At 42.2% G+C, this 237-nt stretch carries 1 protein-coding gene; it reads right to left on the minus strand.

Annotated elements, in window-relative coordinates; translation table 11 throughout:
• Window positions 1-237: hypothetical protein (locus tag R0J87_RS24555; RefSeq protein ID WP_498889651.1), on the minus strand; the 237-nt coding region annotated here is incomplete at both ends.

Genomic DNA, 237 nt, shown 5'->3' on the forward strand with positions numbered 1-237 from the left:
GGAAGACTAAAATCAAATGTTTCTTCACCATGGAGTTGGGTACGACCACATTTCGTTCCTTCATAATACTGTCCTAATCCTTGACCGGAAACAACACCGGTATTGGGATTAAGTTGCATCTTCACGTTTAAGTAGCCATGGACTTCATCGCCAACACAGCCATCCCAAGAATAGGGAGTGTTGCGACTACTAGGAACATCAACATAAGTATTGATCGAAATGCTTCTGTTTTCATCG

Origin of the sequence: Halomonas sp. SIMBA_159 (assembly GCF_046536035.1) — a bacterium.
Taxonomy (GTDB): domain Bacteria; phylum Pseudomonadota; class Gammaproteobacteria; order Pseudomonadales; family Halomonadaceae; genus Vreelandella; species Vreelandella venusta_A.